This is a genomic window from Myxococcus sp. CA056 (assembly GCF_013336715.1).
Taxonomy (GTDB): Bacteria; Myxococcota; Myxococcia; order Myxococcales; family Myxococcaceae; genus Myxococcus; species Myxococcus llanfairpwllgwyngyllgogerychwyrndrobwllllantysiliogogogochensis.
In genome coordinates, this window is record NZ_JABUMT010000023.1 from 22492 (window position 1) to 36882 (window position 14391).

Below are 14391 nucleotides of genomic sequence, written 5' to 3' on the forward strand. Positions count from 1 at the left end.
GCGCGAACTCCGCGCTGGAAACACATTTCAGGGCGGGCCGTCCATGAGCCGGGTGATGGGGAGTCCCTCGGACGAAGAGCTCATGGAACGGTTCTGCGACGGAGCACCAGACGCCTTCGAGGCCCTCTTCGCTCGGCATTCCGGCCGGGTGCAGGGCTTTCTGACGCGGATGGTTCGCGACGGCCCGCTCGCCGAGGACCTCTTGCAGACCACGTTCCTGTCCGTCATCCGAGCCCGGGGCCGCTATGAGCCCGGAACCCGCTTCATCCCCTGGCTGATGACCATCGCCGCCAACGCCGCGCGAGACACCCTGCGTCATCGCCAGCATGTGGAGTCCTACTCCTCGGGCGAGGGCACAGCGGGCCCCACATCCGCCCCCCCACCCTCCGGGGACCCCTCCCTCCGCCGGCACCTGCTGGACGCGCTACAAAGACTTCCCCCCGACCACCGCGAGGCCGTGGTGCTCAGCAAGGTGGAAGGCTGGTCGTTCGACGAGATCGCCGCGCTCCGGGGAATCAGCGCGGGCGCGGCACGACTGCGGGCACACCGGGGCTACGAAAAGCTCCGTGAGCTCCTCAGCGGGCTGGGAGAGGCGTGATGAAGGCGCCCATCGACATCGATGCCCTGCTCAACGAGACGCCTCGCACGGACGGCGCCTCGCTCGAACGCGCCCTCGCGAGCGCGCGCGGAGAGCTGGCCCTGCGCGAACCCGTGCGTCGCTGGCGCACGCAGGCCGCGTGGCTGATGGCTTCGTCCGGAGGCCTGGCCATGGGGGTGGCCGGAGTGATGCTCGCCGGTGGCGCGCTCACGGGCTCCGCGCTGTTGGAGCGTGTTCCCCTGCTGCTGCTGTTGCTGGCGACGAGTGCCGTGTGCGCCTGGGGCGCGCTGTCTCCACGAGGGCACGGGTTGCGTCGAAGCGGCGTGGGGCTGGCGATGGCCTGCGCGGCGACGCTCGTGCTCGCGCGCGGCTCTCCCAGCACCACACCTTCGCTGCCAGCCTGGGTCTGTACGGTGAGCCACCTGGCCGTCGGCGCCGCTCCGCTCGTGGTGGCGCTGTGGATGTTGCGCGGCGCGGCCTTCCAGCCCCTGCGTGCCCTGAGCGCCGGGCTGTCCGTTGGGACGACAGGTGCCTTCGTCGGCGAGCTGGCCTGCGAGCAGGACTGGCGTCACGTCGCCAGCTACCACCTGTTCGCCTGGGGGCTCATCTGTGTGATGGCCCTCGTCCTGTCACGTCACCTCAAACCCCGCTCCTACGCCCCATGACCCTGGACCCCTCTCTCATCGTGAGCACTGACGTGGACGGAGCGCCGGTGCGAATCGGAGAGCCCGTCACGGTCATCAGCGCGTCGTCGGACGGAACCATCAGCCCGGGCTTCCTCGGTCGCACCGGCACCGTCGTGGCCCTCGTCTACGACGACCCTGGCCTCCAGTACCCCTCCGACCCGCTCATCCAGGTGCGTGTCGACGGGCTGGGCGAAGACCTCTTCTTCCCGGACGAGTTGGAGCCCCAGTGGGCCCTGCAACGCGCCGCCCGCCAGCGCCGCGAGGACCGCGAGCGGGCCGTGCCGGGAACGCATCGCGTGCAATAGCCAGCACCGCGACAAGCCAGGGCGACAATTCCTGGATTATCAAATTAAGATGAATTACAGGTCAGGACTCACCCATACTCCCGTGCCACTCCATCGGAGGGGCCTCCGCGCCGGTGGAACGTGCCCGTGGCGGAGGCTGAACGCAATCGGGGGAGTCCATGAGAACCGTCATCCTGAAGTGGGTGCTGCTGGTCACCTGCCTTCAAGGCCCGTTGGCCTCGGCGCAGGCGCAGATCTCCGTCTGGCATGCCTTGAATGGACAGACAGAGGCAGCCTTCAACAGTTCGGTCCAGCGCTTCGAGGACAACAATCCCAGCCACACCGTGGCGGTGTCCCAGTTCTCCAGCCAGGAGGACCTCTACACGAGCCTCATGGTCGCCGTGGCCGGAGGCAACGCCCCGGACGTGGTGGTGGGCAATCACACGATGGCGCCCGCGCTCCTGGAAGCTGGCATCGTCGCGCCCTATTGCATCCCCGGTGAGTGCCCCGAGTGCGAGTCGGCGAATCCTCCCCGTTGGTGCGCCTATGCCTCCAATGGGATCTACAACGACTACTCTTCCTACGGCGATTATGGAGGCTTCGAGGCGAGCATGATTCCAGCGCTTCAGCTCGACTCCAACCGCTGCGTACAGGAGGACTGCGCGGAGTGCGCCGCCCCCACGCCGACGGGCTTCGCTCGCCCCCTGTACTGCGATTACATCCATCGGTCCTCGAACCTCGACATCTTGCAGGCGGGGTTCGCGGTGTGGAACGACGAATGGGAATGGGTGTTCCCCATTGGCAGGCCCGCCTGGTGGAGCCACCTCGCCTACGCGGTGGACCTGAGCTGGCTCGAGCAAATGGGCCTCGAGATGCCCGCGACGATTCCCGACGCGGAAGAGACCCAGTCCCACGCCAGCGGCATCCACGCCTACGACCTGGATGGTGAGTACTGCGGCACCGTGCCCTACCGATTCAAGGTGCCCGGGTGGGTGGGTGGCCCTCTTCCAGACCCCTGGGAAAATGCGAACATCTTCATCGTCCCCTCCGAGCAACTCGCGTTCCTGTCCGAACACCGTCCGGGATTGCAAGCCGCTGTCATCGAGGGGCACCGACCGGAGATCATCGTGACGGGCGCCTTCGTGCTCTCCACCACCCAGGAGCGGAGCGCCGCGCTCGAGTTCATGTACGAGCTGGGAAGCGACGAGACGCAGCTCGAGGGCGCGCTGGGCACCACGTTCCTGCCCACGAACAACGGGGCATTCGAGAACACGTTCGACCTGGTGCCAGGAGTCCGGGACTCCGCGCTGGGTGGAGTGCTCGCTCCGACCTACCAGCAATAGTCCGACGCCGAGGGCATAGTCAGGGGGTGGTGACATCCCCTGACGACGCTCCGCGCCCGCTGGGTCGCAAGGCCTACGGCTCGATTCCACACCTGCCCGGCTCCCGCACCGGCCCCGCGGACAAACACCTGTCGCTGGAACTGGCGCGCGTCTGCACCGAGCGCCTCCGCGACGTGCGTGATTCCGTCATCGTCCTGGAGAAGCTGGACGGCTCGTGTGTCGCCGCGGCCCGACTGGGAGACGAGGTCATCGCGCTGGGACGCGAGGGTCGGCTCGCCGCCCACTCTCCCAATGAGGCCCGTCAACTCTGGTCCTCGTGGGTCTCCACCCACGCCGAGCGCTTCAAGGCCGTGCTCCAGCCTGGCGAGTGGCTCGTGGGCGAGTGGCTCGCGCTCGCCCACGGCACCCGCTATGTGCTGGCGCACGAGCCCTTCGTCGCCTTCGATTTGATGCGCCAGGGTGCTCGCCTGCCCTGGGCCGAGCTCACCTCCCGCGTCCGCGCGGGTGGTTTCACCACGCCGGGCGTCATCCACGAGGGCGGCCCCTTGAATATCGACACAGCGATGGCGCTGCTTCCAACGGGCGGGTTCCACCACGCCCTGGACCCCGTCGAAGGGGCCGTGTGGAGGCTCGAGCGCCAGGACGGCGCGGGTGTCAGGGTGGAGCTGCTGACCAAGTATGTCCGTCGCGACAAGGTGGATGGGAGCCTCCTGCCGGAGAACACCGGGCGTCCCGCCATCTGGAACTGGCGCCCCGCGGCGCTCCCATCGAAGGAAGTGCTCCCGTGACTCGGGCCCTCTTCGTCACCGGTAACCAATACAAAGCCGACGAGGTCTCCCGCCTGCTGGCCGGCCTCGACATCACCTGGAAGAAGCTCGCCCTGCCGGGGCTCACCTCGGCGGAGGACGGCACTTCCGCCCCGCTGGACGTCTGCGGCATCGCGAAGCGCAAGGTGCTGGCCGCCCATGCGCACCTCGGCGTGCCCTGCTTCGTGGAGACCACCGCGCTGGAGCTGGACGACGGGGAGGCCTTCACCGGCGCCCGCTTCAAGAAGGAGCTGTTGGCCCTGGGTGAGCGCTCCTTCTTCGCGAAGCACGGCGGCCGCCGGGGCCGCACCCGCGTGGCGGTGGCCTTCTCCGAGGAAGGGGACCCGGACCGCGTCACCCTCTTCGAAGACGCCATCGAAGGCCTGCTGCTCACCGCGCCCCGGGGCGCCGGTGGCTACGGCTGGGACGGCGCGTGGTTGCCAGACGGCTACCAGCGCACGCTCGGGGAGATGGCGCGCAACAAGTTCTTCCTCAACATGCGGCACCGCCCCTACCTGGAGCTGGCCGACCGACTGCGAATCGCGTCCCCGGGTGGCGCTTACGAGGCGCACCTCACCGTCTCCGCCCGCACCGAGGAGGACCTCCAGCGCTTCCGCGCGTTCTGCGACGCGGCCTCGGTGAAGTGCATCTTCATCGAGCTGGGTCGAGGCGCCGAGCCCTTCCAGCCCATGACGGCCTCCTACCACCACGGCACGCTCCGACAGGCGCTGGAGGAAGTCAGGGGCATGGCGCGCGCGCTCGCGAGCGAGGGCTTCGACGTGACGCGTATGAAGCTGGAGGCCCTCGGCAAGAACCGCGACATGCCCGAGGACGATGAGACCGCGCGCGCCCAGCCCGCCAACTACTTCGAGTTCCACGTGAAGGCCCTCATCCCCGCGAGCGGCGAGGGACTGGACACGCTGCATGCCCGCTGCACGAGGCACGGCGCCCACCTGTCACGCAACGCACGCAAGCTTCGCGAGGACGGCGCCAGCGAGCGCTTCGTCACGCTCCGCGTCCACCACCTGGGCAAGGCGAACGCCGACGCACGCTTCAACGCACTCCTCGAAGACCTCTCCGGGCTGGGCCTGACGCTGACGCAGCGACTGCGGGAGTTCACCGTCTACGACTCCAACCTCGGGCTCGACCGGGGCTGGCTGGAGACCTCTTCATGAGCGCGCACACCCTTCCCCTGCGCGCGGGAATCGCCGTCCTGCGCCGCCTCGCGCGCTCGCCCGACGCACCCGAGCTCGTCCTCCGAGGTGGGCTGATGATGCGCCGCTGGAGCGGCCCGGTGCCTCGCCCCGTCGAGGACCTCGACTTCCTCGCGGGCTTCCCCTTCGACACACGCGAGTCCGTCGACCGGATGGGGCGGTTGCTGCGGGATGACACCGGAGACGGCTTCACCTTCGGCGCCCTCCGCTCCGAGGTCATCTGGGAGGAGACGGAGTTTCCCGGCGTGCGTGTCCACGTGGAGACTCAGTTGCCCGGGGTGCAGTCACCCTTCGAGCTGCGCATCGACCTGGGCTTCGGCGACCCGATGGATCCTCCTCCTGAGTGGATCGACTACGAGTCCTCGGACGCGGCTCCCGCACACGTCCTCGCCTGTCGCGCGGAGACACTGTTCGCGTGGAAGGTGCATGGCCTCTTCGAGCGCGGCAAGGGCCGCTTCCGCCCGAAGGACCTCTTCGACGTGTACCTCCTCACGCGGTACGCGCCCCTGGACGCCGCGCTCCTGCCTCCCGCGCTGCGCCTCGCGTTCGACGCACGCGGGGACTCGCTGGCGCTGATGGAGCGGCTGGTCGACAACGACTTCGGTCGCAGCCCGTGGAGCCTGGAGAAGTGGGCGCGCTACCGGGCCAGTGAACCGGAGGGACGCCCCGAGCAGCTCGCGGACGTGGTGACAGCCGTCGCCCAGGCGCTGCGCCCCGTGTGGGAGGTGGCGCGAGCACTACCGCCCTCGCGCCCCGAAGTCGCGCGCCGTGTCAGTACGACGCGGTGAGGCCCCAGTGGATGCTGGAGTACGTGTCTTCGGCCACGCCCCCGTTGTCCCAGCCCGTCCGCGTGCCAGGGCCACTGAAGGTGTCCTTGTAGCGCGACACCTTGAAGCGCACCTGGTAGCCGAACGGGCCCCACAGCTCGCCGGCCACGCCCAGCTCCGCTTCCCAGCCGAACGTCGACACCGAGGTACCGTAGTCACTCACTTCCAGGTCCAGCGCTCCGCCCTCGTCGTCGAAGCCATGGCCGGGCTGAGGGCTGATGAAGAGCTGTCCCGCCGCCTCCAGGCGCACCTGGCGAATCAACGGCACCGACACCTCCAGGCCCACCGCGGGATACAGGCGATGGGTGCCCGACAGCGGGCTGTCCGCGGACTCGTCCACGTCGAAGGAGCGCGTGAGCAGGCCCGCACGCGCGCCCGCGTAGCCGAGCAACTGCGACGAGCCCAGGCCGAAGTAGTAGCGATACATCGCCTGCGCGGTGAGGACCGAGTCGGTGGCCACCACCTCGCGCGTGACGGACTGGCCCGCGTCGTTGAACAGCGTCACGTTCGTGGACGCGTACCCGCGTCGATAGCCCAGCACCGCGCCCAGGCCCCGCAGCGGCGAGGCGTGTCGGGCCAGCGGCAGCAGCTCCAGCTCCGCGGAGATGCCCAGGTACGGCACCGTCGACTCGTAGTCCGAGCGGTCCCCGAGCTGCTCATCCTCGCTCTTCCGGTCGAACTCGTCGCAGGACTTCACGCCCGGACGCGCGCAGTACTTGCGCCACGTCGTCGTGCCACCCAGCGTGAGCCGGGCCAGCGGCGGTCGCACGGGCTCATTGCCCACCGTGCCGCCCGAGCCGGTATCCAGCGCCACCTCGAGGAACGGGTCCGTGGTGGTGTGCGACTCCGGGTCCTCGTCCATCGGAGGGGGACCGTCTGTCGGCTGCGGACCGATGGCCACGACCTCCGGCGTCTGCTCAGGCACCTTCGCGGGGCGCTCCGCCGGGGGAAGCGGCTTCGGCGACTCGACGGGGCGCTCCGCGACGGGAGCCGGCACCTCCGGCCTGGGAATCATGATGGAGCCGCCCTCGCCCGGGGCGGGCGGCGGCGTCTTCGGTGGCGGGGCCTCGGCCACGACGGGAGGAGGCGCCACCGGCTCGGCGGGCTGGATCGGCTCGGACGGAGTGACACTCGCGGGCGGCTCGAAGGCGCGGGGAGCGCTCGACAGCGACTCGACAACGGCGAGCACGGCGCTCTTCGCCTCGGCGGAAGACAGCTTGCCTCGGGTCAGCTTCACGTCCTTCTCACCGAGCACGGCGCCGCTCGCATCCAGCACTCGCACCGTCAGGCCCGAGGGGCCCACCGTGCCCGTGACGGCCGCGTCCAGCTTCATCCTCGGCGCCACGGCGACGAGCCCTGCATCCGTGAAGAGGGCGGCGCCCTTCAGCCCGTCCTTCTTCGCCAGCGTCGCGTACTGCTTGAGCGACTGCACCTTCACCTGCTTCGCGCGGCGAAGGGCGGACTCGAGCTGTCCGCGCACCTTGCCGCCACGATCACCCTCCACCGTCAGCACGACGAGGCGCTTGGGCTCCTCCTTGGGCGCGGCCGCCTTGCGAGTCTTGGCGGCCTTGGGCTTTGCCTTCGCCTTGGGCGCCACCACCTGGGCTGGCGCCGCGCGCTTCTTCTTGACGACCTGCGCCGACGCCCCCGGAGAGGCCAGCGCCACCGCCACGAAGAGCACCAGGCCCCAGCGAACCATCGCGTGTTGGGTGTTCATCATTCAGGAGTGGAAGGTTCACCCACCCCGCACGCGAAGTCCAGGCTTGCCCGGCCGTCCGGTCAGGCGTTGAGGTGCGCCGGAGCTCCCACCACCGTCTGGCCGGACGCGGAGGACGGCTCCGAATCCAACCCACCGAGGTCCTCCGAGCGATCCGTCTCCGCGACGTATTGAGCGCGGCCGATGCCCAGGAAGTCGCGGCGGTAGATGCGCACCATGGCCATGAAGATGGAGGCGATGAGCGGCCCCACCAGCAGGCCCATCATCCCGAACACCGCCAGCCCGCCGAACATGGAGAGGAAGACGAGCAGCGGGTGCAGCGCCATGCGAGAGCCGCACAGCCGGGGACGGATGACGTTGTCGATGCTCCCGACCAGGAACGTCCCCCAGGCCAGCAGGAAGACGCCCTCGCTCACCTGGCCCACCGCGATGAGCACCGCGCCAATGGGGCCCCACACCAGCGCCGTGCCGCCCACCGGCACCAGCGCCACCAGCACCATGGCGGCGCCCCACACCCCGGCATGCGGCACACCGGCGATGAGCAGGCCCACGAAGCCCACCGCACCCTGGATGAGCGCGGTGATGGTGTTGCCGTAGACAATCGCGTAGGCGACGTCGGTGAACTCGCGCGCGAAGGCCTCGAAGTAGCGGCGGTCCAGCGGAATCAACCGCATGACCTCCGCCACCAGCCGGCGACCATCCAGGAAGAAGTAGTACATGGCCACGGTCATCAGGAACATGTTGATGATCAGCTCCGTGCCCGCGCCCACCACGTCCTTCAGGAGCGCCGCGCCGCCCGTCACCGCCGCCATCAACGTGCGCTCCGTCTCCGCGCTCTCCAGATCCAACCGGATGTAACGGCTCAAACCCCGGGGCAGACTGGACGCGAACTGGTGGCGCAGGTCCACCTGCTCCAACAAATCTTGCGCCTGCCCCACGAACTGGAACACCTCACGCGCCACCATCCACCCCACCAGCGCCAGCGGTGCGAGGATGAGGAAGAACACCGTGAGGGTGGACAACCCGGCGCACAGGGGCTTGCGGCCCCGCAGCTTCTGACACAGGTAGTCCTGCACCGGCATGAACAGGACCACCAGGAAGCCGCCCAGCAACACGGGCATCAGAAACGGCAACAGAATCCTGGAGAACAGAATCAGCGCGAGCGCAAACAGCGCCGCGAACACGTAGTTCGACCACCGCCGCGAATCAGCCACCGCCCCACCCCACCCCGCCCGACGAGCCCACCGACCACCCCCAACCTAGGAATCGCGCTTCCCGACGGGAAGTCCGACATCCCGCACATGAAAACACCGACCCTGAATTCTGGACGTTTCACCCTGACTGGCGTCGCGGTCCTCGCCCTTGCCATGGGCCTGGCCGCCCCGGGTTGTGGAGACGGCGCCACCCCCTGCACCGAGTGTCCGCCCCTGGAAGGTCGCTACCGGATGGCCTTCGGCGACGGCGGCGTACCAGCCGACTGCACCCTGCTGGGCGTGGAGCTGCCCCGGGGACGGCCGCTGGACATCACCCGCTCCGGCGACAGGCTCATTGGCAACCTGGAGGGCGTGGGACTCTTGGGGAACGTGTCCGCGGAGGGCTCATTCACCCTCGCCGGCTCCCTGGGCGGAGCCATGGATGGCGGGAGGATGGACACCCTGAGCCTCGCCGGTCGCTACACGTCCTTCGAGGGGGACGGCGGCACGGCGCGACTCGATGGGACGTATACCGGTAACTACTCTCGCCCGAGCGGAACGGCGCCCCAGCGGTGCAGCGTCATCGTTCCGTTTTCGGCGACCCGGGAATAGCGCCACGGGCCGCCAACGGAGGACGGGCCTACTTCTTCTTGCTCTCGGCGGCCTTCGCTTCGGCCTTGTTCTTCTTGGCCCGCTTCTTCCAGGCCTGCTTGATCTTCATCTGCACGCGGCGGTGCTTGCTCTTGCTGCGGGCCATCGTTGACTCCTGTGCTCCGGTGTGGAGACGTGAAAAGAGGCGCTTAACTATCAGAACCCGAGGGGCTGCCGGAAGAGGAACCCTCCGAAGGCTGGGAAGGGGCCTGCTCGGCCCCCGGCTCCCCCCCGGAATCGACCTCCGGGGCGGGCCGGGTCGGGAAGGGAATCCCCTCCGCCCCCCGGACCTGGGTGGGTCGGGCGGTGGACACCGTCACCTCCCCCTCCCGGTCCTCGTCGGTGGGCTTCTCCCGTGAGGCGGGGGCGCTGCTCTGCTGGGGCCGCTTCTTCACCGAGGCGAAGATGGGCTTGCAGGCGTCCACGAAGCGGCGGACCTCGTCCAGGGGGAGCGCCGGGCAGTGGTTCCCGTTGGCCCCCGTCATGGAGGTGGCCATGCAGATGGCGTTGAGGATGGCCTCCTCGGTGGCCTCCATCACCGCCTCGTAGAGCGGATCCAGCCGCTGATCCAGCAGGAGCTTGAGCTTGTAGACCATCTTCTGCGTGCGCCGCGGGATGATGTTCGCGGTGGAGAAGCCGACGACGATCTCCCCCGAGCCGTGCGCCGCGTAGCTGCCCACCCGGCCGATGCCCAGGCCCACCCGCTTGCACAGGCGGTTGATCTGATGGCTCAAGAGCGGCGCGTCCGTGGCCACCACCGCGATGATGGAGCCGTAGGTCTTGCCTCGGGTGGGGGCGCCCTTGAACTTCTCCGCCAGCACCTCCCCCACGGGCAGGCCGCCCACGCGCAGGTTGTGCATCTTCCCGAAGTTGGACATCACCAGCACCCCCAGCGTGTAGCCGCCGAGCACCTCCGGAAGCTTGCGGGAGGACGTGCCGATGCCGCCCTTGAAGTCGCACGTCACCATGCCGGTGCCGCCACCCACGTTGCCCTCGGCCACCGGGCCGGAGGCGGCGTTGCGGATGGCCTCGAACACATGCTCCTCGCGCACGTGCCGGCCGGAGATGTCGTTGAGCCAGGAGTCGTCGCACTCGCCAACGACGGGGATGATGACGTCGTGCTCGTCACCGATGCCCGGGTAGCGCTCGACCAGGTGGCGCGCCACGCCGTCCGACACCGCGCCCACCGCCATGGTGTTGGTGAGAAGAATCGGCGTCTCGATGAGGCCCCACTCCATGAGCTGCGTCATGCCGGAGACCTCGCCCGCGCCGTTGAGCACGAAGCCTCCGCCCGTCATCCGCTCCATGAAGATGTTGCCCATGTTGGGCATGATGGCCGTCACACCCGTGCGAACCGGACCGTGGCCCGGTCTCAGCGGGCCCTCGCCCTTGATGAGCGTGCAATGGCCTACGAGCACGCCCTCCACGTCGGTGATGGCGTTGTATTTCCCGGGCTTGAAGCGGCCCAGCGGAAGACCCAGCTCGCGAGCGCGAACCCGCGGTCCCTTGTACTCGGGGATGTGCACCATGCCGGGCACACTAGCGGACCATCACCCACCGTCAACCACTCCGAACGCGTAATAACTTCAGGCGCACGAATGAAAACGCGGCCTCGCTCCGCGTGAAAACGGGAGCGGGCCGCGTGCAGGTCCGCGAGGCCCCGAACATCCGGGGCTTCACGCGCTGTCGTCAGGCCTTGGCTTCGATGCGCGGGGGCGCGTCACCGTGCTGCGAAGTCGTACCGTTGCCGTTCCCCCCGTTGCCGTTGCCACCGTTGCCGTTGGGCGTGGTGACGACAGGAGCCGCGACAGGCGCCGGGACGAGCGCGCCGGGCTCGTCCAGCGGGTGGGCCTTGTGGTGGTGGTGCGGCACGGTGGAGGCGTGCTCGGTCGCGGCGCGGCGGGCCTCGCGCTCCTTGTAGCGGCGGATGGCGGGGGCCATGATTTCGCCGATGAGCGCGCGGTAGTCCATGCCCGCGCCCTGCGCGATGAGCACCAGGTCGCTCCAGCCCGGCGTGAGGCCCGGCAACGGGTTGCACTCGATGAAGTAGATGCGCCCCTTGTCGTCCATGCGGAAGTCGATGCGCGCGACGTCGCGGCACCCCAGCGCCATGAACGAGCTTCGCGCCGCCGTGCGCAGCTTCTCCAGCAGCGAGGGCTCCAGCTTGGCGGGCGCGTCGTAGCGGATGCGGTCCGTCCAATCGAGCTTGTGCTGGAAGCTGTAGACGGGGTTCTTCTCGCCCTTGTCCAGGAAGACGATCTCCATGGGCGGCAGCACGCGCGGACGGCGCTCGCCGAGCAGGCCCACGGTGAACTCGCGCCCGCCGATGTACTCCTCGATGAGCGCGGGCTGCTGGTACTTGCCGGCGATTTCGCGCACGACTTCGCGCAGCTCCGCCTCGCTGTGGCAGACGCTCTTGGTGACGACGCCCTTGGAGCTGCCCTCCGCCACCGGCTTCACGATGAGCGGGAAGGAGGTGAACTCCTTGTTGAGCCGCTCCTTGCCCGTGGCCATCAACTGGAAGTTGGGCGTGAGGATGCCCGCCTGACGGACGATCTTCTTCGCCAGCGCCTTGTCCAAGGCAATCGAGAGCGTGGCCGGATCGCTTCCCGTGTACGGGATGTCCAGCAGCTCCAGCATCGCGGGCACCTGGCTCTCGCGGTTGCGGCCCTTGAAGCCCTCGGCGATGTTGAAGACGATGTCCAACGGCGTGCTGGAGAGCACCGTGGGCAGCTCCGCGGTGGCCTCCAGGTCGATGACCTCGTGGCCCCAGGACGCAATCGCCTCGCGGATGGCCTGCAGTGTGTTGGGCGAGTCGTACTCCGCCTCGCTGTCCTCCACCGCCTCCGCGTTGGCCATGGGCTTCACGCGCTTGACGTTGTAGGTGAAGCCCACGCGCAAGGGCCCCGTCTTGCGAGCGGGCTTGCCCTGCCGCCGCGCGGAGTCCTTGATTTTGTACCGCTTCGCCGCGCTCTGGATGATGGAGTTGATGACGCCATCCAGGTGCAGCCCGTCCAGCTCCGCCGATGCGTAGATGCCCGCGCCCGGCTCCAGGCTGGGCAGCGCGTTGATCTCCAGGAAGTACGGCACACCCGCGTCGCTGAGCCGGAAGTCGATGCGGCCCAAATCCCGGCAGTCGAGCGCCTGGTAGATCTTCTGCGCCATCTTCCGGATGTCTTCCGCCGTGCGGAGCGGAATCTGCGCCGGAGCGCGCACGGTGACGGCGTTGTCCTTCTTCGTCTTCAGCTCATAGTCGTAGATGGCGTACCGGCGGCCCGCGGTGACGGCCGGGTCCACCACGTACTCCACCGGCGTGAGGACGCCGTCGTAGTCGTTGTCCACCGCCGCCAGGAAGGGCACCGCCAGGTCGCGGCCGGGGATGTACTCCTCCACCAGCACGCCCGCCGGGTACTTCTCCAGCGCGATGGCCACCTTGGCGCGCACCTCGTCCAGCGTCTCCGCGATGGAGTCCTGGGTGATGCCCTTGGAGGAGCCCTCGAAGTTGGGCTTCACGATGACGGGGAAGCGCAGGTTCTCCGCGGTCAGCTCGCTGAGCTTCTCCACGTACTGCCAGCCCGGAGTGCGGATGCCCTGCTTGGCCAGGACGAGCTTGGTGAGCTGCTTGTCCAGCGTCACCGCCAGCGCGTACGCGTCCGAGCCCGTGTACGGGAAGCCCAGCTCATCGAAGAGCGCGGGATAGAACGCCTCGCGGAAGCGCCCCCGGCGTCCCTCGGCGGTGTTGAAGATGAGGTCGGGGCTGTAGGCCTCCAGCCGCGCCACGGTGCGCGAGGCGGGACCACTCACCTCGAAGCGCTCCAGCCGATGCCCCAGCCGCTCGATGGCCGCCGCCAACGCGTTGACCGTCTCCTGGGTATCGAACTCCGCTTCCTCTTCCGAATCAGACAGCCGCAGGTTGTGGGTCAGCGCGATGCGCACGGGAGCCCCCTTCTCTTCTTGAGCGAGCGACCGCGGCGCATCTTCGCCGCGGACATGAGTCTGCCCGGTGCACGCTGGTGCGCCACGGGGTCGCGGGCTGCAACGGTTGCGCCCGCCACAACCTTCCCATCCACCACCTGCGTCTGCGCCCAGGTGTCACCGAGCCGCCAGCCGAGCGGATCTCTCACCACGCGCCACGCCTCGATGCCGCCAATGACGACGAGCCCCGCCACCGCCGCCACCGCGCCCAGCGGCGCCGGCATCATCCCCAGGAGGACGATGAGCGACAGCGGTGCGTTGCGAAGCGTGCTGTCCCGGTGGCGCGCCGCCGAGCGCGTGGGCAGGTGCATCACCTTCACGCCGAAGATGCGCTTGCCCACGCTCTGGCCCTGAATCATCCCGTCCGCGAGCAGGAGGAACAGCAGCGCCACCACGGCGCCCGCCGCGCCACACACCACGTACAGGCCCCAGGCCACGCCCACGTCCACCACGCGCGCGCCCAGCCGCAGCCACAGCGACGCCTTGGGATACGGCGAGCCCGGCGCGGCGTCCTCCACCACCAGCCGCAGCGCACGCCCACCTCCCCGGCTGGAGGCCATGAAGATCCGCTCGCGTTGCGCGCTCACTCCTCGGGCTCCAAGGTGAGACCCTCCTCGTGCGGCTCCGGCTCGTCCAACCCCGCCAGCCGCGCGAGCCGCTCATGCGCGCTCAACGGATGGAACGGAGCGTGGGAACCCGAGGCGGGCGCCCAGGCATTCCCCGCCGCCGTCGGTCCCGACTCGGACAGCCGCAAGAGCTTGGAGCGCGCGGCGTCCACGTCCGGCTCCGCCGCCACACCCTCACGCGTGAAGAAGAGGAACGCCATGGCTGGCCGCTTGGAGGACTCGCGCATCGCGAACTGCACGCCGTCCAGGTTCCAGCCCTTCGCCGTCCACTCATTCAGGGTGCGCTCCAGCGCTCCCTCGTCCACCGTGGACAGCTCCACCACTTTGTACTGCAACGAAAAAGACGTACGAACCACGGGGGAACGCCCGGTACCGGGGCGCCGAGCCGAGCCGCGCCTGCGTTGGGGCGGGGGCTTCTCCGACTTGCGTCTGGGACGCTTCTTCTTGGTGGGCATCGTGCGCGAGCTATTT

The 14391-nt window shown here is 68.9% G+C and carries 15 protein-coding genes; 8 read left to right on the top strand and 7 right to left on the bottom strand.

Features of this window, described 5'->3' with window-relative positions; genetic code table 11:
- The first annotated feature begins 55 nt into the window (after positions 1-55).
- The 7 genes from HUA76_RS43185 (at position 56) to HUA76_RS43215 (ending at position 5719) form a co-directional block, all read left to right on the top strand.
- A complete protein-coding gene (locus HUA76_RS43185) occupies positions 56-598 on the top strand; it encodes an RNA polymerase sigma factor (protein ID WP_174456855.1) in 543 nt (180 codons plus the stop codon).
- Positions 598-1263 carry a DUF1109 domain-containing protein gene (locus HUA76_RS43190; RefSeq protein ID WP_174464230.1) on the top strand — a complete coding sequence of 222 codons (666 nt, stop codon included), beginning with the start codon at positions 598-600 and terminating at the stop codon, positions 1261-1263. The genes HUA76_RS43185 and HUA76_RS43190 overlap by 1 nt, the downstream gene beginning before the upstream one ends.
- On the top strand, positions 1260-1589 hold the full coding sequence (locus HUA76_RS43195) for a Carotenogenesis protein CarS (RefSeq protein WP_174464231.1): 330 nt from the start codon (positions 1260-1262) through the stop codon (positions 1587-1589). The genes HUA76_RS43190 and HUA76_RS43195 overlap by 4 nt, the downstream gene beginning before the upstream one ends.
- Before the next feature lie 158 nt (positions 1590-1747).
- Complete coding sequence (locus HUA76_RS43200; RefSeq protein ID WP_174464232.1) at positions 1748-2911, top strand: hypothetical protein; 1164 nt, start codon at positions 1748-1750, stop codon at positions 2909-2911.
- Positions 2912-2940: 29 nt separating this feature from the next.
- A complete protein-coding gene (locus tag HUA76_RS43205; protein WP_174464233.1) occupies positions 2941-3699 on the top strand; it encodes an RNA ligase family protein in 759 nt (252 codons plus the stop codon).
- Entirely contained in the window at positions 3696-4892 is a 1197-nt protein-coding gene (locus tag HUA76_RS43210) for a non-canonical purine NTP pyrophosphatase (protein ID WP_174464234.1), read from the top strand. The genes HUA76_RS43205 and HUA76_RS43210 overlap by 4 nt, the downstream gene beginning before the upstream one ends.
- Positions 4889-5719 (top strand): nucleotidyl transferase AbiEii/AbiGii toxin family protein, encoded by an 831-nt coding sequence (locus HUA76_RS43215; RefSeq protein WP_174464235.1) that lies wholly within the window; start codon positions 4889-4891, stop codon positions 5717-5719. Before HUA76_RS43210 ends, HUA76_RS43215 begins: the two co-directional genes overlap by 4 nt.
- Here the strand turns inward: HUA76_RS43215 and HUA76_RS45945 are convergent.
- Together HUA76_RS45945 and HUA76_RS43225 are read right to left on the bottom strand one after the other, a co-directional pair.
- On the bottom strand, positions 5703-7478 hold the full coding sequence (locus HUA76_RS45945; RefSeq protein WP_254614875.1) for a hypothetical protein: 1776 nt from the start codon (positions 7476-7478) through the stop codon (positions 5703-5705). The two genes, HUA76_RS43215 and HUA76_RS45945, sit on opposite strands and share 17 nt — an antisense overlap.
- A 59-nt stretch (positions 7479-7537) precedes the next feature.
- Positions 7538-8689: an AI-2E family transporter gene (locus tag HUA76_RS43225; protein ID WP_141649014.1), complete on the bottom strand. Its 1152-nt coding sequence runs from the start codon at positions 8687-8689 to the stop codon at positions 7538-7540.
- A 153-nt stretch (positions 8690-8842) separates the two neighbouring features.
- Here HUA76_RS43225 and HUA76_RS43230 point away from each other — a divergent pair, with 153 nt between their 5' ends.
- Positions 8843-9280: a hypothetical protein gene (locus HUA76_RS43230; RefSeq protein ID WP_141649536.1), complete on the top strand. Its 438-nt coding sequence runs from the start codon at positions 8843-8845 to the stop codon at positions 9278-9280.
- 28 nt (positions 9281-9308) lie between these two features.
- On the opposite strand, the gene HUA76_RS43235 is transcribed toward HUA76_RS43230, so the two are convergent.
- From HUA76_RS43235 to HUA76_RS43255, 5 genes are all read right to left on the bottom strand, one after another.
- Complete coding sequence (locus tag HUA76_RS43235) at positions 9309-9425, bottom strand: aminopeptidase (protein WP_141649535.1); 117 nt, start codon at positions 9423-9425, stop codon at positions 9309-9311.
- Positions 9426-9468: 43 nt separating this feature from the next.
- Positions 9469-10848, bottom strand: coding sequence for a P1 family peptidase (locus HUA76_RS43240; protein WP_174456650.1), 1380 nt, complete (start codon positions 10846-10848; stop codon positions 9469-9471).
- Positions 10849-11008: 160 nt separating this feature from the next.
- A complete protein-coding gene (locus HUA76_RS43245; RefSeq protein ID WP_174456651.1) occupies positions 11009-13255 on the bottom strand; it encodes an ATP-grasp domain-containing protein in 2247 nt (748 codons plus the stop codon).
- The gene (locus HUA76_RS43250; RefSeq protein ID WP_141647270.1) at positions 13240-13854 is read right to left on the bottom strand and encodes an RDD family protein; all 615 of its coding nucleotides are present in this window, start codon (positions 13852-13854) and stop codon (positions 13240-13242) included. Before HUA76_RS43250 ends, HUA76_RS43245 begins: the two co-directional genes overlap by 16 nt.
- A gap of 23 nt (positions 13855-13877) precedes the next feature.
- The gene (locus HUA76_RS43255) at positions 13878-14276 is read right to left on the bottom strand and encodes a hypothetical protein (RefSeq protein ID WP_371823614.1); all 399 of its coding nucleotides are present in this window, start codon (positions 14274-14276) and stop codon (positions 13878-13880) included.
- Positions 14277-14391: the final 115 nt, after the last annotated feature.